Origin of the sequence: Pseudochrobactrum sp. XF203 (assembly GCF_020341615.1) — a bacterium.
Classification (GTDB): domain Bacteria; phylum Pseudomonadota; class Alphaproteobacteria; order Rhizobiales; family Rhizobiaceae; genus Pseudochrobactrum; species Pseudochrobactrum saccharolyticum.
The window spans coordinates 385,241-400,657 of the sequence record NZ_CP084392.1 but is presented as its reverse complement, the minus strand read 5'-3'; the positions used below and the strand labels follow the sequence as shown (position 1 = coordinate 400,657).

Below are 15,417 nucleotides of genomic sequence, written 5' to 3'. Positions count from 1 at the left end.
ATTTTACCTCAGTTTCGGATTAAGGGCATCGCGCAGCCAGTCGCCGAGCACGTTGACAGAAACAACGAGCAAGCAGAGCTGCAGAACAGGGAAAACGGTAATCCACCACAGGCCGGAGAACAGGAACTGGTTGCCCAGACGGATCAGTGTGCCAAGGCTCGGCTGGCTCGGCGGCATACCGATACCAAGGAAAGAGAGCGTGGCTTCGGTGAGAATTGCCATACCGAAATTGAGCGTCGCTGCCACAAGAATCGGCGTCAGCGTATTCGGCAGAATATGATACATCATGATGCGGCGTGCAGGCACCTTGAGCAGACGTGCAGCCTGCACATATTCCTTGGAGCGCTCAACAATGGTCTGCGCACGCACGGTACGGGCATATTGCACCCAGCCGGACAATGTGATCGCCAGTACCAGAACACCGGCAGCCGCATAATCACGCAGATCGGCAGGCAGCATCTGACGCACCACAGCGCTGACCAGAATAGCAATCAGAATGGTCGGGATTGACAGCAGTACATCACCGATACGCATCAGCAGATTGTCGATAATGCCCTGCATATAACCGGCGATCAGACCGAAGCTCAAGCCCACGATCAGCGACAGCACAACGGAAGCCACACCGATCAGGATGGAGATACGCGAGCCATAAAGAATGGCGGAGAGAATATCGCGCCCCTGCGTGTCAGTGCCCAGAAGATAAGGCCACTGACCGTCAGCATTCCAGATCGGCGGCAGTTCGGAATTCCACAGATCAAGCTGTGCCGGATCAAACGGATTTTGCGGTGCAATCAATGGTGCTGCAAAGGCTGTCACGATCATGAAAAACAGCAGAAAGGCTGCAATCATTGCCGGTTTATTGCGGGTGAATGACCACCAGAGATCACTGTCACGCATACGCTGCCAGCGGCTTTGCGGTTTCACAATCGGGGCGTTTATTTTGTCTGTCATGTCTGCCCCTTAACGTGTAGCGGCGCGCAGGCGCGGATCAATCACAGCATAGGTGATATCAACAAGCGTATTCAGCGCAACAAAGATGAAAGAAACAATGCAAAGATAGGCGGCCATAACCGGAATATCGATGAATGTCACAGCCTGAATGAACAGCATTCCCATGCCCGGCCACTGGAAGACAGTCTCGGTAATCAGCGCAAAAGCGATCAGCGATCCGACATTCATCGCGGTCATAGTTACAACCGGCATTAAGCAGTTGCGCAATGCATGGCGGAAATAGATGCGATAGCGCGGAATGCCACGGGCGCGGGCGAATTTGACAAAATCGGAGCGCAGGGTTTCCAGCATTTCGGCACGTACCAGACGCATAATCAGCGTGATCTGATAGAGCGACAATGCAATGGATGGCAGGATCAGCGCCATGCGTCCGGAATGGGTGAGGAAGCCTGTCGACCACCAGCCGAGCTGCACGACATCACCGCGACCAAAGGCAGGCAGCAAACCAAGACTTACCGAGAAGACGAGAATAAGCAGAATACCGACCACAAAACTCGGCAGAGACACACCGATGATCGAGGCGAACTGGAACAGTTCCGTATACCATTTGCCACGATGGATGGCCGTAATTACCCCCATCGGAATACCGATAATCAGCGACAGCAGTGTGGCGACAATCACCAGCTCCATCGTTGCGGGAAAGCTCTCGGCGATCAGCCCCAGCACTTCCTGACCGTTACGATAGGAAATACCGAAATTGCCCTGAACAGCATCGCTGACAAATCGCGCATATTGCGTGATAAAACCGTCATTCAGCCCCAGACGCTCGCGCAGATTGTCACGGTCGATCTGGCTCATCTGTTCATTGGCCATCAGTTCAACAGGATCGCCCGCAAAACGGAAAATCATGAAAGCCAGCAATGCCACGGCGAGCATAACCATCGCCGCATTTGCCAGTCGCTTGATTATAAATACAAGCATTCAGTTCCCTCTCCCAAGGATAATCATGCTATGCCGCAATCTGTATGACCGCGGCATAGACAGAGCATTTTCTAAGCAGTTTAATATGTTGAAAATGCTCTGTTTCTTTGAGTTAACGCGCATTTTAATCCGAAAACCGCTTCACACTTTTCGGAATGCGCTTGGTCTTGTTATTTCTTCAGAACAGTCAGCCAGTGGCGCGGCTTGTTATCAGCCTGCTGGACAACGCTTTCCACTTTGTCGGTGAGAACCCATGCAATCGGCTGCTGGTGCAGCGGCAACTGGATGATTTCTTTTTTGACGATTTCCAGTGCCTGTGTCTGCAAGGCCAGACGCTTCTCACGATCCATTTCCGTGGAGGCTGTTGTCACCAGCTTGTCCAGTTCCGGATAGGACCAGCCGCCCCAGTTGAATACACCGGCAACACCGGATTTGGTCTGGATGACCTGCATCAGAATGGAATAGCTGTCGAGCATCGGCTCATTAGCCCAGCCGAGAATATAGGCATCGGCCTGACCGGCTGTACGTTTTGGTGCCTGTACGGCTGTCGGCCCGATATCCAGAGACGGTTTGAAACCGGCACGGGTCAGCATGGAAACCATGCCGTTGCACAGTTCTTCTTCATTCAGGTAGTTTTCATAGGTGCAGACCAGCGTGAACGGGAAGCCTTCCGCGCCGTTTTCCTTCAGCAGCGATTTCGCTTTGTCCACATCATAGCCGTAGAGCGTATCCAGCTCCGGCACATAGCCCGGAATTTCCGGTGCAATAATCGTACCGGCATTGCGGGATTTATCACGCATAATGCGCTTTTTAATCAGATCCATATCCAGCGCATGGGCAAAGGCCTGACGCACGCCCAGCTTGTTGAACTGGTTTTCATCACCGTTGTGCAGCTTCTCACGACGCTGGAAGCCAACAAACACAGTGCGCAGATCGGTGCGCTCCATCAGGCGCAGGCCCGGAGCTGAAGCCAGACGCGCCAGATCCTGTGTCGGTGCGGATTCAGAGAAATCCACATCGCCGCCAAGCAGCGCTGCTACGCGGGTTGCAGCAGAGGTAATCGGGGTAAATTCGATCTTGTCGATATTGTGCTGCGGCTTATCCCACCAGCCTTCATTTTTCAGCAGGATGGTTTTGCTATCCGGCACGCGGCTTTCCAGCTTGAACGGGCCGGTACCATTGGTGTTATAGGTTGCATAACCTTCCTTCTGCCCGCCCACATCGGTCGGCAGCAGAGAATCGTTCTTCACCAGCCAGTCTTCATCAAACATATGAATGTTGGTCAGGTCGTTGAGCAGCAGCGGATAAGGGCCAGTCAGCTCGATATCGATTGTATAATCGTCAACAATTTTAGCGGATTTATAGGCCGGCAGATTGCCACGCAGCGGCGATGTCGGGTGGCTCACACGGGTGAGCGAGGCCAGAACGTCTTTGGCGGTGAAATCCGCACCGTCATGAAATTTCACATCCTTGCGCAGATTAAAGCGCCATGTGTTTTCGCCGACAACTTCCCAGCTGGTTGCAAGGGACGGCTCGATCTTCAGATCGGCATTATAGCGCACGAGCCCTTCATAAATGTGGCTGAGAAAGGCAATCGTATAGCTGTCGCCGTAGGAATAAGGGTCCATCGAATAGACATCATGCGCTGCGCCCCAGCGCAAAGTCTCAGCAGAAGCAATATGCGCGGTATGACCTAATGCGAAAGCCATCAGACCCGCGAGGATCGATTTTCTGAATTTCATGAATTTGTTCCCCAAAAAAGACAACCGGCTCTTCACTCTTGATGGTGTTTTGTCCGGACGGGGAGAGTGTGTGGAATTCAGAATTCATTGTCAACTAAATTGTCGACATATTTTTTTACAAAATATTAGAGCAAACAGATAATATCGGGGAAAACCCGATCCAAAAACAGAAACAGCGCCTGCAAATGAACCTTGCAGGCGCTGTAAATATCGAAATTCAGCAAATATTATACTTATTTAGCAATACGCGTTAGCCAGTGGCGCGGCTTATTGTCGGCACGAATGGTGACATCTTCCACTTTCTTGGTCATGCCCCATGCCATCGGCTGCTGATGCAGAGGAATCATGATCACTTCGGATTTAACAATGCCGAGTGCCTCGGATTCCAAAGCCAGACGCTTGTCACGATCCATTTCCAGCGCTGCTTTTTCCGTCAGCGCATCGAGTTCAGGATAAGACCAACCGCCATAGTTTGCCACGCCTGCAGCGCCTTTGCGCGATGACAGAACCTGCACCAGAATGGAATAGGCATCCAGTGTCGGCTCATTCGCCCAACCGATCATGAACATATCGGATTTGCCGCTGGAGCGTTTCGGTGCCTGAACAGCACGCGGCCCGATATCCAGCTTCGGCTTCAGACCGACACGGCTCAGCATGGTGACGATCACCGAGCAGACATCTTCTTCATTCACGCTCTCATCATTCATGCAGAGATAGGTGAATTCTGTGCCGACAGCACCGGCTTCTTCCAGCAGTTTTTTGGACAGTTCCGGATCATATTTTGTCGGGATATCCAGCTCTTTCGTATAGCCCGGAATTTCCGGCGCAACGACAGTACCGGCCGTATGGGTCATGCCGCGCATGACGCGTTTTGCCAGCAAATCACGGTCAATCGCATGGTCAATTGCCTGACGCACACGAATATCGTTGAAGAAATTGTCGCGGCCGTCGTTCAGCTTTTCCTTGCGGTTAAACACCAGATTGATGGTGCGCAGATCAGGACGCTGCTCCACACGAATATCCAGTGTGCTTTCCAGACGCTTCACATCCTGCAGCGGCACACCATCTACCAGATCAATCTCACCGGAAAGCAGGGCTGCAACACGGGTTGCAGGCGAGGCAATCGGGGTAAATTCAATACGGTCGAGATTGTGTTTTGGTGTATCCCACCAACCATTATGTTTGACCAGAATGGTCTTGCTGTCCGGCACACGGCTTTCGAGCTGGAACGGGCCTGTACCATTGGTGTGGAAGGTTGTGTAACCCTCAACCTGACCGCCAACATCGGTCGGCATTTCAGAATTGTTCTTCACCAGCCAGTCGCCGTCAAACATGAAAATATTGGTCATGTCGTTCAGGAAAAGCGGGCTTGGCGACGAAACTTCAATATCAACGGTGTAATCATCAACAGCCGTTGCGCCGACAAACAGCGGAATATTGCCGCGCAGCGGTGAAGACGGATGGCTGACGCGCTTCATGGAAGCAAGAACATCCGCGGAGGTGAAATCGGAACCATCCTGAAATTTCACACCTTCACGCAGTTTGAAGCGCCAGACCTTATTGTCGATCAGCTCCCAGCTGGTTGCCAGCGCAGGCTCGACAACAAATTCAGGCGTATAGCGCACCAGACCTTCGTAAATATGATTCAGAAACGCCAGATTGGACGTGCTGCCATAGGAATACGGATCCAGCGAGAAAATATCGCGTGCACCGCCCCAGCGCAGTGTCTCAGCAAAAGATGCTGTGCTGATACAGGTTGCAACCGTACAGAATAATAGTTTTTTCAGTAGTGAAGTCATAGTCGTCCCTCTCGCCGACAGATAACAGCACCCTCCTTTTCCTCAGACGGGAGAGTGCCGAACAGGATTGAGACGATGTTTTATGCAGACATAATTGTCAACATATTTGTCATCAAATATTTTAAACAATATAAAAACTCCGGCAGGCCTGCGGCTTACCGGAGCTAAAAATCATGCAATTATAAATAGAAATCAGAGCAATGCGGCGCGCAGACTGGAGGACTGATCTTTGTCATCTTCCAGTTCCAGCTCACATTCGACACGGTCGAGATGTTCAATCACGGCTTTGATTGCCGTCTCCGTGTCACCACGCGCAATATGTTCGACAATTGCCTGATGCTCATCCGGCCCGCAATTATGCAAATGGCGTGAGCGATAAACGGCCGTAATCAGCGATGTACGCGAAATCAGATCTTTGACAATACCATAGAGGAAAGAGGAACCCGCCAGTTCTGCCAGCAACAGATGAAAACCACCGGACAAACGAATAATATCCGTGCGATTGCCCTGCCGGTCAGCATTGCGCTCTTCTTCCACATGGGCATTCAACCGCTGAACATGCTCTTTATTGATATTCTCACACAGACGCTCAACCACGCGATGTTCAATCGCGCGACGGGCATAGAATACATCCCGCGCTTCTTCCACCGACGGCTCAGAGACGAATGCGCCGCGATTGGCCTGAATTGTCACCAGTCCTTCACGCTCAAGCGTAGCCAGTGCCTGACGGATACGCGCACGGCTGACATCAAAAATTTCCGCCAGCTCTTCTTCTTTCAGCCGCGTGCCGGGCTTCAGCCGCCGCTCAGCAATCGAGAGCCATATCCTGTCAAATATCTGACTTGCCGGCGTAGCCTGGGCACTTTCTGCCTTGGACATGGAAACTCCCGTTATTTCACTTATCTCTCAATTCGTATCAGGCATGCATAATCCTGCCTGTTTAATTATTTTCAAGAGAATGTCGACATGATTGTTCTGAATATTGCTGCTGAATGTCTGACAAATAGGTGTAAATATCAAGAAGGTAAAATAAAAGCCCGCGATCAGAGATCGCGGGCCATATAGTTTCAAGCAGAAAGCGGCTGATTAACGCTCGATTGTGCGGTTCCAGCGGCTGTTCCATGCCTGACGGTTTTTATTGACCGCATCCCAATCCAGAACATTTGCAGTTTCCATGTAACCACGGAATGCTGTGAGCTTGGCAGCTGCATCTTCATTGCCGGCCTTGGCATTGATGTTCGAAGGAATGATATTTCCATTGTCCAGAGCAAGGCTCTGGGCATCGGCGGACAGCAGATAATGTGCCAGTTTCTGGCTCAGTTCCGGCTCGCTATTATTGGCAATCACACACTGGGTAACGGCCAGAACCACCGAACCTTCCTTAGGCTGCGCATATTCCACCGGAATACCTTTGTCCTTCAGATTGTTCACGCCGGTAGGTGTCAGCGGGAAAATAGCCGCTTCGCCGGTCTGCACCATTTCAGAGATTTTGGCCGAGCTTGGAATGAACTCGATCACATTCTTGCCGATGGTATCGGAGAATTTCTCAAAACCCGGCTCAACATTGTTTTCATCGCCGCCCTGAATGCGGTTAAACATCAGGAATGCGTGAAGGCCAAAGCTGGAAGCTGAAGCGGACTGGAACACAACCGCATTGGCAAATTTAGGGTCAGCCATATCCATCCATGAGGTTGGTGCTGCCCAGCCTTTTTCATCAAACAGCTTTTTATTATAGGCAAGACCGGTCATGCCCATATCAACGCCGATGGCCATATCATCTTTCAGACGCGCTGCCGGCTGAATTTCTTTCAGCACCGGATCATCAGAGATCGGCTGGCAAAGATTGCTGCCGATAGCGCGTACCATCACACCGTCGTCCAGCAGCATGACATGCATCTGCGGATTGTCTTTGGCGGCAGTTGCTTTGGCCAGAATATCAGCCGAAGTGCCCGGAACCACGACAACTTTAACATTGTTGGCTTTTTCAAAAGGCGGCAGAACATGCTCGGTATAAGCGCGTTCAAAATTACCGCCATTCATGCCGATATAGAGTGTCTTGGTTTCTGCCTGTGCAGCTGTTGCAACAGCAGCGGCACCCAATGCCAGAACGGAAACCATTGTCAGTTTAGAATTCATTTCGTGCTACTCCCATTATGAAGATTAAAGATTGCCTTGTCCGCCCGTTCTCAGGCAGAAAGGTTATGAAAACGATCAATGCTGAAAGCCCCGATCGGTATGTTGCTTTGGCCTTGTGTTACCAGATCACACAGCACCGCCCCCACAGCTGGTGCGGTCTGAAAGCCCGCTCCGCAAAAACCAAAAGCATGAAAAAGCCCGTTCACCTTGGAACTGGCAGCGATAACCGGATTGCCATCCGGCATTTCAGCCTCAGTGCCGGACCAGAAGCGGATAACATGGGCATGCTCCAGATGCGGAAACAGCGCAATTGCCCGCTGCATAACCGATGAGGCGGCAGTCACCGAAGGTCGCGAATAGTCCGGATTATCCAGCACAATTCCGCGCCCGCCGCCCATCACATAATTACCGCGCGTCACCTGACGGCCATAGAAGCTGCCGCCCTCTTCGCCCATGCTCATTGGCAGGCGATAAGGCAGCGGTTCTGTCACCACCATCGACGGATAGATTTTCTTGAGCGGAACGCTCTCACCAAACTGGCTGGCAAACTGATCCGACCATGCACCGGCCGTATTGACCAATTGGCGGCACCGGATTTCCACGTCCTCACCGGCCTGCAACACAAAACCACTGCCGGTACTGACAGCCTGATGCACCGGCATATGTTCCAGCACCGTGGCACCGGCAGCGCGGGCTGCACGGGCAAAGGCCGGAGAAACCAGACGCGGATTGGCATGGCCATCATCATGGCACAGGGATGCTCCGGCAACATCGCCGGTCAGCCACGGGAAACGTGTTTTGACAGCCTTGCCGCTGATGAGTTCCAGCTCCAGACCATGCGGACGCACACTGGCGGCATAGGCTTCGAGCTTGGCGAAATCTTCTTCCGTGCGTGCCAGTTTCAGATGACCACTGCGCTGATATTCACCATCAATGCCGATCAATTCCGGCAAACGAGCCCATATTGCATGAGACAATTCCGCCAGCGGCAGCTGTTCAACGCCGCGCCCCTGACGGCGCACACCGCCATAATTGACACCGCTGGCCTGCGCGCCGCAGAAACCTTTATCCAACAGGATCACCGACAAACCGGCCTTGCGCATCGCCAGTGCCGCAGAACTGCCGACCAGACCGCCACCGATAATGGCTACATCCGCTTCCAGACGTCTGGTCATGATACCACCTCGTCTTCAGCTACCTGTTGCATCGCGCCGAAACCAAGCGGTACCGGCTTCACCGGCGCCTGCGCACGCAGCCGTCCGATTTCAGATGCATCAATATGCAATTGTGATGACAGCAGTTCCGTGGCTGCGGCAGTACACATCCGCCCCTGACAACGCCCCATGCCAACGCGGCTCAGGGCTTTCAGACGATTGATCTCGCGAATACTGCCGCCGCTGATTGCATTGAGTGCCTCGCCCACGGTGATTTCCTCACAGCGGCACAGAGTGACTGCAGGGCTGACAGTCTCAAACCAATCGCGCGGAAACGGAAAAGCCTTTTCCAGCAGGTCGCGCTCGGTGATGATCTTCTGATGCGCTTTTTGCAGTGCATTGATACGCGCTGTATCAGCTGCAAGCCCGCGCTTTTGCACCAAAGCCAAAGCGGCTATTTCACCGGAGATTTCCGCTGCATCGGCACCGGCAATGCCACTGCCGTCACCGGCAAGATAAATGCCCTGCACGCTGCTCTGCCCCTGTACATCGCGCACCGGCAGCCATGCTCTGTCGCGGCTGTTAAATTCAAAAGCACAACCGGCGAGATCCGCCAGCTGTGTTTCAGGACGCAGCGCAAAACCATAGGCCAGCGCATCGCAATCCAGCGTTTTAACACCGGATTTGCCCTGAATATGATAGCGGATACCCTCAACATGGGTTTTACCGACAATACTGTCAGGACGCGCATTATAAATGGTTTTCACACCGGCAAGACGCAATTGCATGGCATAGAACATGCCCAATGCCACAATGCGCGGTGCATGGAGTGCCAGCTGCGCCAGGTGCAATTTGGCTTTGAAAGGTGCCGTATCCAGCACCGCCACAACTTTGGCACCGGCTTTCATATATTGCCATGCCACCAGATAAAGCAGCGGCCCCGAGCCCATGAAAACCAGCTTGTTTCCGATGGTCACGCCTTGTGCTTTCAGTGCTGTTTGCGAGGCACCAAGCGTATAGACACCGGGTGTTGTCCAACCTGAGAATGGCAGAACACGATCAGTCGCGCCGGTCGCCACGATCAGTTCGGAACATTCAATGCGGCGGTAGGCGCCATTGGAAATCACATCGAGAAAACGTGTGTCGCCGCTTGGCGAAATATTCCACACCAGACTTTCCGTATGATAATCAATTGCCGGTCTCAGCGCTTCAAATGTCTCATGCAGCGCTTTGGCTTTTGATGCTTCCGAACCGTAGCGCTTGGCATAGGAACGTCCGTCATCAATCAGCGGCTGGCGATAAATCTGCCCGCCTGCCCGCAAACCTTCATCCAAAACAACAGGACGCAAACCAGCCTTGACCAGCACTTCCGCTGCACGGATACCCGCAGGCCCTGCTCCGATAATCACCGGCTGTAAATCGGCTTTGGCCATCATCACACTCCGGCGTCCACAGGCATTGCTGTTACAAAACGCATACCTTCCTGCAACGGCGTGGTGCAGGCACGAAGGCGCTGCCCCGCTTCCGTCATAACATAGCAATCCTGACAGGCACCAATCAGGCAGAAACCGGCACGGTTCTCACCGGTGAACTCGGTTTGGCGCACATGGGAACTCACCGCCATAATAGCAGTCAGAACCGTGTCACCATGCCGTCCGACCTGCGCAACGCCGTTGAGTGAAAAGCCTATTGGCTTTTCATCCTGACGGTAGCGGCGGTGAAATTGCCCGCCGCTATAGGGAGTTTGCGTTTGAGCACTCACTGCGGATCAGCCTTTTCCGACCAGAATACGATCCAGTCCAAACAGGCGATCCAGAATGACCATCGCAACCGTTGCCACAAGGATCATCAGTGCGGAGACCGCAGCCATCATCGGATCAATCGACTCGCTGGCATACATATACATGCGCACCGGCAGAGTGACTGTTGACGGCGAGGTCACGAAGATCGACATCGTCAGCTCGTCGAAACTATTGATGAAAGCCAGCAACCAGCCACCGCTCACACCCGGCAACAGCAATGGCAGGGTGATGCGTTTGAACACTGTCCATTCACCGGCACCCAGCGTGCGGGCGGCATTTTCCGCATTGCGATCCATACTGCTGAGCGAAGCCAGTACCAGACGCAGCGCATAAGGCGTGATGATAATCGCATGCGTCGCCACCAGCCAGAAGAACGAACCGCTCATACCCATCAGCGAGAATAGACGCAGGAACGCAACGCCGAGCACCAGATGCGGAATAATTAGCGGCGACAGGAACAGCGCATTCAGTGCATCGCGCCCCGCAAAATCATAACGGGTGATTGCCAATGCTGACGGCACCGCCAGCAAAGTGGAAATCGTCGCCGCAAGGAAGGCCAGTTTCAGACTGTTCCCGAAGGAGGTCATGAAATCATTATGCTTGAACACCGCCTCGAACCAGCGCAGCGACAACCCGTTCCACGGCATTGTCAGCGTGTTTTCCGGTGTGAAGGCAACAAGACAGACCACCACCATCGGCGCCAGCATAAAGATGACAACAAGGCTGTGAAAAATCAGAGCAACAGGACCATTTTTCTGCATGATATTACCCCAGCTTCCGTTTGGCCTGACCTTCAATCATACGATTATAGGCAATCATGATGATGAGGTTTGCGACGAGAACAATGATGGCAATGGCAGCGCCAAGCGGCCAGTTCAGCTCAATCATGAACTCGTCATAGACAACGGTTGCAGCCATTTTTAAACGGCGGCCACCGAGCAAGCCGGGAATAGCAAAAGAGCTTGCCGACAAGGCAAAGACGATCAGGCTACCGGAGAGAATGCCGAGCATAGCCTGCGGAAACACGATACGGCGCAGCGCCGTAAAGCGTGATGCACCAAGGGTCAGCGCTGCGGCTTCCACCGTCGGGTCGAGTTTTTGCAACACTGTCCAGACCGGAATAACCATGAATGGCAACATGATATGCACCAGACCGATAACAATCGCGGTTTCGGTATAGAGCAGCTGCACCGGCTCCAGCCCGACCGTTGTCAGCGCACCATTGATGAAACCATTGCGTCCTAAGATCATGCTCCAGCCGAAGGTACGCACAACAACGGAAACCAGCAACGGGCCAATAATCACCAACAAGAAAATCGAGCGCCAAGGAGAGCGCATATTCGAGAGAATATAGGCTTCCGGCACGCCGATCACTACGGCAATCACGGTTGTGATCAGCGCAAGACGCAAAGTGCGCCAGAAAATCGACAAGTAATAATCATCCTGCAATACTTGCGTATAATTGTGCAGGGTGAAGGTGTTTTCGATACCCGTGTCGTAATTGTAGCTGTTAAACGACAGAATGACTGTCAGCGCCAGCGGCAGCAGCACAAGACCGATGAAAAGCAAAGTCGCAGGCCCTGCCAGAAACAGCGGAGCAAAGCGGCGTTTTACCTGAGATGGGGCGGCAGAGGTTGCGCTCATGGTCAGGCCGCTCCGCCTGCGAGCATCCGGCAATCTTCATGCTGCCAGACCAGACCAACTGTTTCGCCTTCTGCCGGTGGCGGTGTGCCAACATTTGGCAGCGACACAGACAATTGTCCGGCTGGTGTTGCAACCGTAACAAACCACTGGCTGCCCATAAAATAACGGGTGGCAACAGTACCATCCACATGACCGGCACCTGCATTGGTCAGGTTCAGTTTTTCCGGACGGATGAACAGCGAAACCTTGTCGCCGCTCACTGCCTGCTCCGGCTTGAAGCGTATAGCAGTATTTTCAATCGCCAGCATATCCGCTTCAACCTGCGCACTCAGGAAGTTGGACTTGCCGACAAAGTTGGAAATGAAATCATTCCGCGGATGCTCATAGAGCTTATAAGGCATATCAACCTGCGTGATATTACCCTTCTCCATCACCACAATACGGTCACTGATCGACAAAGCTTCCGCCTGATCGTGGGTCACCATAATGGTGGTAATGCCCACAGCACGCTGAATGCGGCGCAGCTCAAACTGCATTTCTTCACGCAGCTGCGCATCAAGATTGGACAAAGGCTCATCCAGCAGCAGCACCGGCGGATTGATCACCAGCGCACGGGCAATCGCCACACGCTGACGCTGACCGCCGGACATTTCACGCGGATAGCGGTCGGCCAATGCAGAGAGATGCACGAGAGCCAGCGTTTCTTTCACGCGCTCATCACGCTCCGCTTTCGGCACTTTGCGCATTTCCAAACCAAAGCTGACATTCTGCGCAACAGTCATGTGCGGAAACAGTGCATAGCTCTGAAACACCACGCCGAGCTGACGCTGTGCCGGAGCCGTATAGGTAATATCGCGGCCATCCAGCGTGACAGAGCCGGATGATGGCGTCACCAGACCGGCGACCATCTGCAATGTCGTTGTCTTGCCGCATCCGGAAGGACCGAGCAGAGAGATAAACTCACCTTTTTCCACAGCCAGATCGAAATCTTTCACCGCTGTGAATTTTCCATAAATTTTGGAAACCTGTTTCAGGTTCAAAAAGCTCATGCATACCTCCCTGAGCAGTACCGGCATTTCTGCGCTGCGGGTTATCCGGCCGTTTACCGCTCTCTCAATCGGCCTGTTTCATGGCTGCCTTGTAACAAGGGCATGCGGGCAGATTTCACTTAAAGCGGAATTTATCCAATAATTGACAGAAATTTTGCGAATTAGACAAATTCTATTTTCTATTCTGAAATATTTTATATAATTTAATCCATAATACGGAATTATTTCAATTCAAGAGTCGCGCAATGAGTGAAAATACGAAATCCCCTGTGAATACGAGCCTCACAAAAGCCATCCAGATATTAAAAGGACTGGCCGCTCATTCACGGGACGGAATGCGGCTGATTGATCTGGCACGCGAGCTGGAACTCAGCCAGCCATCCACGCATCGCCTGCTCAAAAGCCTGATCAGCGAAGGACTGGTTGAGCAGATCAACGACACAAAATCCTATCGCCTCTCGCTGGATTTTTTCTGCATGGCAGCGCAAACCCGCCAGCGTGATGGTATATTGGATTTTGCCCGTCCGGCACTGCTACGTCTGTCAGCTACCTTTAACGACACTGTATTTCTGCTTGTGCGCAGCGGTTTTGATGTCGTGTGTCTCGACCGCGTGGAAGGCCCATTTCCGATCCGCTCTTTCACAGGCGATATCGGCGGCAAAGTTCCTCTCGGTATTGGTCAGGGCAGCATTGCCATTCTGGCTTTTCTGCCGGAAGAAGAGCGCGAGGCGATTATCCGTTTCAACATGCCGCGCATTCTCGATCGCGCAGCGATTGATGAAGTTGATCTGCGCATTATGATTGACAGTGTAAGACAGACCGGCGCTGCCCATATGAATTTTGAAATGATTGAAGGCATGGCAGGACTGGGCGTGCCGGTGCTGGATCAGAACGGCACAGCCGTTGCGGCACTGAGTATCGGCACACTGGCCTCACGCCTGACAGAACAGCGCCAGCGCACCATCGCTGATCTTTTGAAAAAAGAAGCAGCACTGATTTCCAGCAAGCTCAATCCGTTTGATGCGACATTGCGCTATCCAAGTCAGGCGCTGTCGCGATAAATCATTCACCGCTGTATCCTTGCCAGATGCAGCGGCACTACCGACCTCAGCCGGGCAATTCTGGTGCATCCTGCTGCTTTCGCCGCAATGCAACCTCTCTGAGCAACCAGTCGAGGAAATCTTTTGTCACCGGCTTTGACCGAAACAAGTCCTCCTGACATACAAACTGGTAGGTTTCCTGCGGTTCAAAGCAATGTTCCGAGACCAGAAACATCTGGCCGGTTTTAAGCTCCTGCTCAACCAGCGCCTGATCGATCAGCGCCACACCCTGTCCCTCTTTAACCGCCTCCAGAATAATATGCTGATCATCAAAAATCAGATCCTGCTGACTATGACCAAGCATCAGGCCGGATGTGGCAATCCAGCTCTGCCATTCCGATACGGAGCGATAATGCAGACGGTTGCTGCATAAAAGTTCCGTTGCACTCTTATATTGATTACGGATGGACGTCCCGCAGACCGGTACCAGCCTTTCACGCAGCAATTGTTTTGAGAATTTTCCGGCCACACCACCCAGACGATAATCGATCACAATATCCGGCTGACCAGATGCAGGCACATTGGTATCGAGATGGGACAGGTGCAGCTGCAGACCCGGATGCTGCGCCAGAAATTCAGAAATGCGCGGTGCAATGATTTTCATCGAAAAGAACGGCCCCACTTTAACACGCAACACCTTCTGCGCCGTGCGCGGACTGATATGGCGGATTGTTCCGGCCAGATCGTCAAAGGCACGCTGACAGGATGTGAACAGCAGACTACCTTCCTGTGTCAGTTCCACACCGTGCTGTCTGCGGATAAACACCCGCAAACCCAGATAGTCCTCCAGCAGGCGGATCTGATGGCTGACCGCGCCCTGCCCGACGCATAATTCATCCGCTGCTGCCGTGAGACTGCCGCAGCGCGCAGCGGCCTCAAAAGCCCGCAATGATTTCAGTCCGGGTAAATCACGCATCTTTCATCCTGTCCGGAATTTTTCAGATATGAATTATTTCGATATTTTAAATCAATTTTTTCACATTGCATACAGGTTTTAAATCCATCATGCTGGCAATTGAAAAAACAATGAAAATTCAATTAAATTATTAATATCAATGT

General features: G+C 52.6%; 14 protein-coding genes. 1 reads left to right on the top strand and 13 read right to left on the bottom strand.

All coding sequences use genetic code 11. The features are described from left to right. Window positions 1–3 precede the first annotated feature (3 nt). The 12 genes from LDL70_RS01685 to LDL70_RS01630 all read right to left on the bottom strand — a co-directional run bounded on the left by LDL70_RS01685 (window position 4) and on the right by LDL70_RS01630 (window position 13,258). Window positions 4–951, bottom strand: a complete 948-nt coding sequence (locus LDL70_RS01685; protein ID WP_213596443.1) for an ABC transporter permease — start codon at window positions 949–951, stop codon at window positions 4–6. A 9-nt stretch (window positions 952–960) separates the two neighbouring features. Then, entirely contained in the window at window positions 961–1,932 is a 972-nt protein-coding gene (locus LDL70_RS01680) for an ABC transporter permease (protein WP_022709824.1), read from the bottom strand. A gap of 170 nt (window positions 1,933–2,102) precedes the next feature. Further along, entirely contained in the window at window positions 2,103–3,674 is a 1,572-nt protein-coding gene (locus LDL70_RS01675; RefSeq protein WP_370627037.1) for an ABC transporter substrate-binding protein, read from the bottom strand. A 233-nt stretch (window positions 3,675–3,907) separates the two neighbouring features. Continuing rightward, window positions 3,908–5,473 (bottom strand): ABC transporter substrate-binding protein, encoded by a 1,566-nt coding sequence (locus tag LDL70_RS01670; protein ID WP_225686372.1) that lies wholly within the window; start codon window positions 5,471–5,473, stop codon window positions 3,908–3,910. A gap of 192 nt (window positions 5,474–5,665) precedes the next feature. After that, complete coding sequence (locus tag LDL70_RS01665) at window positions 5,666–6,352, bottom strand: GntR family transcriptional regulator (protein WP_075654225.1); 687 nt, start codon at window positions 6,350–6,352, stop codon at window positions 5,666–5,668. Window positions 6,353–6,559: 207 nt separating this feature from the next. Then, window positions 6,560–7,609 (bottom strand): ABC transporter substrate-binding protein, encoded by a 1,050-nt coding sequence (locus LDL70_RS01660; protein WP_022710888.1) that lies wholly within the window; start codon window positions 7,607–7,609, stop codon window positions 6,560–6,562. Window positions 7,610–7,659: 50 nt separating this feature from the next. Beyond that, window positions 7,660–8,784 (bottom strand): FAD-binding oxidoreductase, encoded by a 1,125-nt coding sequence (locus tag LDL70_RS01655; RefSeq protein ID WP_225686370.1) that lies wholly within the window; start codon window positions 8,782–8,784, stop codon window positions 7,660–7,662. Then, window positions 8,781–10,199: an FAD-dependent oxidoreductase gene (locus LDL70_RS01650; RefSeq protein WP_370637745.1), complete on the bottom strand. Its 1,419-nt coding sequence runs from the start codon at window positions 10,197–10,199 to the stop codon at window positions 8,781–8,783. The genes LDL70_RS01655 and LDL70_RS01650 overlap by 4 nt, the downstream gene beginning before the upstream one ends. Beyond that, the gene (locus LDL70_RS01645; RefSeq protein WP_225686368.1) at window positions 10,199–10,525 is read right to left on the bottom strand and encodes a (2Fe-2S)-binding protein; all 327 of its coding nucleotides are present in this window, start codon (window positions 10,523–10,525) and stop codon (window positions 10,199–10,201) included. The genes LDL70_RS01650 and LDL70_RS01645 overlap by 1 nt, the downstream gene beginning before the upstream one ends. Before the next feature lie 6 nt (window positions 10,526–10,531). Further along, window positions 10,532–11,326 (bottom strand): ABC transporter permease, encoded by a 795-nt coding sequence (locus tag LDL70_RS01640; RefSeq protein WP_022710884.1) that lies wholly within the window; start codon window positions 11,324–11,326, stop codon window positions 10,532–10,534. Between the two features lie 4 nt (window positions 11,327–11,330). Then, entirely contained in the window at window positions 11,331–12,209 is an 879-nt protein-coding gene (locus LDL70_RS01635; protein WP_225686366.1) for an ABC transporter permease, read from the bottom strand. A 2-nt stretch (window positions 12,210–12,211) separates the two neighbouring features. Then, on the bottom strand, window positions 12,212–13,258 hold the full coding sequence (locus LDL70_RS01630) for an ABC transporter ATP-binding protein (protein ID WP_225686364.1): 1,047 nt from the start codon (window positions 13,256–13,258) through the stop codon (window positions 12,212–12,214). Window positions 13,259–13,503: 245 nt separating this feature from the next. Between LDL70_RS01630 and LDL70_RS01625 the strand changes: the two genes are divergently transcribed. Then, window positions 13,504–14,319, top strand: a complete 816-nt coding sequence (locus LDL70_RS01625) for an IclR family transcriptional regulator (protein WP_022710880.1) — start codon at window positions 13,504–13,506, stop codon at window positions 14,317–14,319. Window positions 14,320–14,365: 46 nt separating this feature from the next. Here LDL70_RS01625 and LDL70_RS01620 read toward each other — a convergent pair whose 3' ends face one another. Next, complete coding sequence (locus tag LDL70_RS01620) at window positions 14,366–15,274, bottom strand: LysR family transcriptional regulator (protein WP_022710879.1); 909 nt, start codon at window positions 15,272–15,274, stop codon at window positions 14,366–14,368. Window positions 15,275–15,417: the final 143 nt, after the last annotated feature.

Bases quoted from the DNA above. Each gene is read 5' to 3' on its own strand.
- LDL70_RS01640 (WP_022710884.1), bottom strand. From the start codon at position 11,326: ATGCAGAAAAATGGTCCTGTTGCTCTGATTTTTCACAGCCTTGTTGTC.
- LDL70_RS01665 (WP_075654225.1), bottom strand. From the start codon at position 6,352: ATGTCCAAGGCAGAAAGTGCCCAGGCTACGCCGGCAAGTCAGATATTT.
- LDL70_RS01620 (WP_022710879.1), bottom strand. From the start codon at position 15,274: ATGCGTGATTTACCCGGACTGAAATCATTGCGGGCTTTTGAGGCCGCT.
- LDL70_RS01635 (WP_225686366.1), bottom strand. From the start codon at position 12,209: ATGAGCGCAACCTCTGCCGCCCCATCTCAGGTAAAACGCCGCTTTGCT.
- LDL70_RS01655 (WP_225686370.1), bottom strand. From the start codon at position 8,784: ATGACCAGACGTCTGGAAGCGGATGTAGCCATTATCGGTGGCGGTCTG.
- LDL70_RS01625 (WP_022710880.1), top strand. From the start codon at position 13,504: ATGAGTGAAAATACGAAATCCCCTGTGAATACGAGCCTCACAAAAGCC.
- LDL70_RS01675 (WP_370627037.1), bottom strand. From the start codon at position 3,674: ATGAAATTCAGAAAATCGATCCTCGCGGGTCTGATGGCTTTCGCATTA.
- LDL70_RS01660 (WP_022710888.1), bottom strand. From the start codon at position 7,609: ATGAATTCTAAACTGACAATGGTTTCCGTTCTGGCATTGGGTGCCGCT.
- LDL70_RS01650 (WP_370637745.1), bottom strand. From the start codon at position 10,199: ATGATGGCCAAAGCCGATTTACAGCCGGTGATTATCGGAGCAGGGCCT.
- LDL70_RS01685 (WP_213596443.1), bottom strand. From the start codon at position 951: ATGACAGACAAAATAAACGCCCCGATTGTGAAACCGCAAAGCCGCTGG.
- LDL70_RS01680 (WP_022709824.1), bottom strand. From the start codon at position 1,932: ATGCTTGTATTTATAATCAAGCGACTGGCAAATGCGGCGATGGTTATG.
- LDL70_RS01670 (WP_225686372.1), bottom strand. From the start codon at position 5,473: ATGACTTCACTACTGAAAAAACTATTATTCTGTACGGTTGCAACCTGT.
- LDL70_RS01630 (WP_225686364.1), bottom strand. From the start codon at position 13,258: ATGAGCTTTTTGAACCTGAAACAGGTTTCCAAAATTTATGGAAAATTC.